Raw genomic sequence first — 2,827 nt, 5'->3', positions numbered from 1 at the left:
GGGCGTCGCGAAGCCCGGACGCGGGGCCGGCTGGGCCAGGCGCGCGGCCTGCCCGTCGCGGACCTCCTGCTCGAGCGCGTCGAGGCGCTCGGGCGACGTGCCGGCCCATTCGCGCAGGCGCTGGAGCTCGCGTCCCTGCGCGAACACGAGGACGGCCATGGCGACCACGGCGACCAGCGAACCGAAGCCGATGTACGGCCCGATCTCGTCGAATTTGCTGGCGAAACCGGCTGCCAGCGCAGGGACCCCAAAGGTCATAGCGGACCAGTGTAGGCGCTGGCGCCGGGATCGAGTCCACCCGTCGACCGGGCCGCCGCCGGGGAGTCTGGCCCCGGACGGCCCCCGTCGTCGTCGGTCGGGAGCGCGCCGGCGGCACCCCGCGGCGCGGCGCCGAGGTCCGGCGTCGCGGTCTCCGCGGCCCGGTGGACGCGCTGGAGCTCGGCGACCTTCGTGGCCACCCCGTGGGCGTCGCCCTCCAGCACCAGCAGCGCGATCTCGTCGAACATCGTCTCGACCGTGGCGGGCGGGAACAGGGTGCGCTCGGCGCGGCTGATCCGCTCCGCGTCGGTCGGCCGCGGCGTCTCGAACGGGTTGAAGAGCTCCTCGTGCAGCTTCTCGCCCGCGCGGGCGCCGACGATCTCGATCGCGATGTCCTCGCCGGCCTTCAGGCCCGACAGCTCGATCATGTCCTTCGCCAGCTGCATGATCCCGACGGGCTCGCCCATGTCGAGGACGAGGATCTCGCCGGTGCGGCCCAGCGACCCGGCCTGGATGACCAGCTGCACCGCCTCCGGGATCGTCATGAAGTACCGGGTCATGCCGGCGTCGGTCACCGTGACCGGTCCGCCGCGGGCGATCTGGCGCTGGAAGATCGGGACGACCGAGCCGCTGGAGCCCAGGACGTTGCCGAAGCGCACGCACGAGAACCGCGTGTCGGGCCAGCGCTGCGCGGCGCTCTCGACGGCGAGCTCGGCCATCGCCTTGCTCGCCCCCATCACCGTCGCGGGCGTGACGGCCTTGTCGGTCGACACGAGGACGAAGCGGCCGACCCCCGCCTCGCCGCACAGGCGGGTCAGGAGCCGCGTGGCGATCGAGTTGTTGCGGACCGCCTCCACCGGGTTGGCCTCCATCAGGCCGACGTGCTTGTAGGCCGCGGCGTGGAAGACCGTCGTCGGCCGGTGCTCGGCCAGGACCTCGCGGATGCGGTCGCCCTCCTTGACGTCGGCGATCACCGAGGCCACCGCGCCCTCGGGGACCTGGCGGTCGTCGAGCAGCTCGCGCTCGATCGCGAAGAGGTTGTCCTCGGCGTGGTCGAGGATCACGAGGCGCCTCGGGCCGACGCGGGCGATCTGGCGGCAGAGCTCGGACCCGATCGACCCGCCCGCACCCGTGACGAGCACGACCTCGTCCTTCAGGTAGGCGCCGACCCGGTCGAGCTCCATGACGACGGGGTCGCGCCCCAGGACGTCCTCCACCCGGACCTCGCGGACCTGCTGGACGACCTTGCCGCCGCCCTCGCCCTGCAGCAGCTCGAAGACCGTCGGCAGCGTGCGGACCGGGACGCCGCGGCGCCGGCCGGCGCGCAGGACGTCGGCGCGCAGCGTCCCCGGGGCGGACGGGATGGCGATGAGGATCTCGTCGGGCTCGAGCTCCTCGATCACGCGCCCCAGGTCGTCGATCCGGCCGTGGACGCGCACCCCTTCCACGCGCGTGCGCTGCTTGGCCGGGTCGTCGTCGACGAAGCCGACGGGCACCAGGCCGAGCTGCGGGTTGCGGCGCATCTCGCGCAGCACCAGGCGACCGCCGTCGCCCGCCCCGACGATCAGCGTGGCCTTGCCCTCCCCGCGACCGAAGCGGAACGACAGCCGGCGCTCGGAGGCCGCACGGACGACGACCCGCACGCCGACGAGCAGGCCGACGCCGGCGATCAGCGCGACGGCGAGCATCCCGTACGGGACGGCGAGGACCCCGGAGTCCGTCGAGGCGAACCGCGGTACGGGACGCACGAGGTAGTTGACGCCGACGAACACCATGAGGCCGACGACCACGCCCTGTGCGGCCCGGGAGAGGTCGCGGACGTCCGCATAGCGCCAGCGCCGGTGGTAGCCGCCGAACGCCCAGACGGCGAGGACCACGCACCCGGCGAAGATGAACCACGTGTGGTTGAAGAGGTTCGAGTAGCGGTCGCTGACCTTCTCGAGGTCGAAGCGCACGCGGAAACCGAGCCAGAAGGCCCCTGCGGCCAGCACGAAGTCGACCAGCGCCTGCAGGGGCGCGAGTCGATGGAAGTGCAGCGCGGCGGGCCGTCGGCGCATCCGCCGGATTCTCGCACGGGGTGGTGCAGGCGGTCCGCGGGGGGTCCGGACGACCGCCGTCGGGCCGTCTCGCGGGGACCTGCATGAGGTCTTCCGCACGGCGGGCCCCCGGACCGTCACCATCGGGTCCGTGGACCGCGTCCCCCGCCAGCCCGCCCCGCGTCCCGCCCGCGACGACGACGCCACCCGTGCCATCCGCCGGGAGGACGGCCCCGGCACCCTCGGCGGGGTCCCGGACGATGCCCCGACGCGCATCGTGGACGCCCGGCGCGACGATCACCGCGGGGCCCCCGACGACGAGGCCGCCACCCGCGTGACCCACCTGCGGGGCGACGGACCGCACGACGCCTTCGACGAGTCGGTCACCCGCGTCGCCCACGGGCGGGGCGACGGATCGCACGACGCCTTCGACGACGCCACGACCCGCGTCGTCCGCCGGGGCGGCGTCGTCGGCCGCGGCCCGTCGGGTCGTCGCGAGGCGGTGCGGCCCGTGCCCCGGCGTCCGCGGCCGG

The 2,827-nt window shown here is 74.5% G+C and carries 2 protein-coding genes and 1 pseudogene; 1 reads left to right on the top strand and 2 read right to left on the bottom strand.

The window, feature by feature from the left end:
- Together Q7T67_RS08150 and Q7T67_RS08145 are read right to left on the bottom strand one after the other, a co-directional pair.
- Positions 1–258, bottom strand: a 258-nt coding sequence (locus tag Q7T67_RS08150; protein WP_304787882.1) for a hypothetical protein, incomplete at its 3' end; no start/stop codon positions are given.
- Complete coding sequence (locus Q7T67_RS08145; RefSeq protein WP_304787880.1) at positions 255–2,315, bottom strand: nucleoside-diphosphate sugar epimerase/dehydratase; 2,061 nt, start codon at positions 2,313–2,315, stop codon at positions 255–257. The genes Q7T67_RS08145 and Q7T67_RS08150, both read right to left, overlap by 4 nt.
- A gap of 130 nt (positions 2,316–2,445) precedes the next feature.
- On the opposite strand from Q7T67_RS08145, the pseudogene Q7T67_RS08140 reads away from it, so the two are divergent.
- Positions 2,446–2,827, top strand: a pseudogene (locus Q7T67_RS08140) (hypothetical protein); the annotation flags it as partial.

It is taken from the genome of Patulibacter sp. (assembly GCF_030655195.1).
Classification (GTDB): Bacteria; Actinomycetota; Thermoleophilia; order Solirubrobacterales; family Solirubrobacteraceae; genus Patulibacter.
Note: the sequence above shows the minus strand (reverse complement) of the source record. Positions and strands in the feature narration are given on the sequence as shown.

Excerpts from the sequence above, each read along its gene's own strand:
- Q7T67_RS08145 (WP_304787880.1), bottom strand. The coding sequence starts at position 2,315 with ATGCGCCGACGGCCCGCCGCGCTGCACTTCCATCGACTCGCGCCCCTG.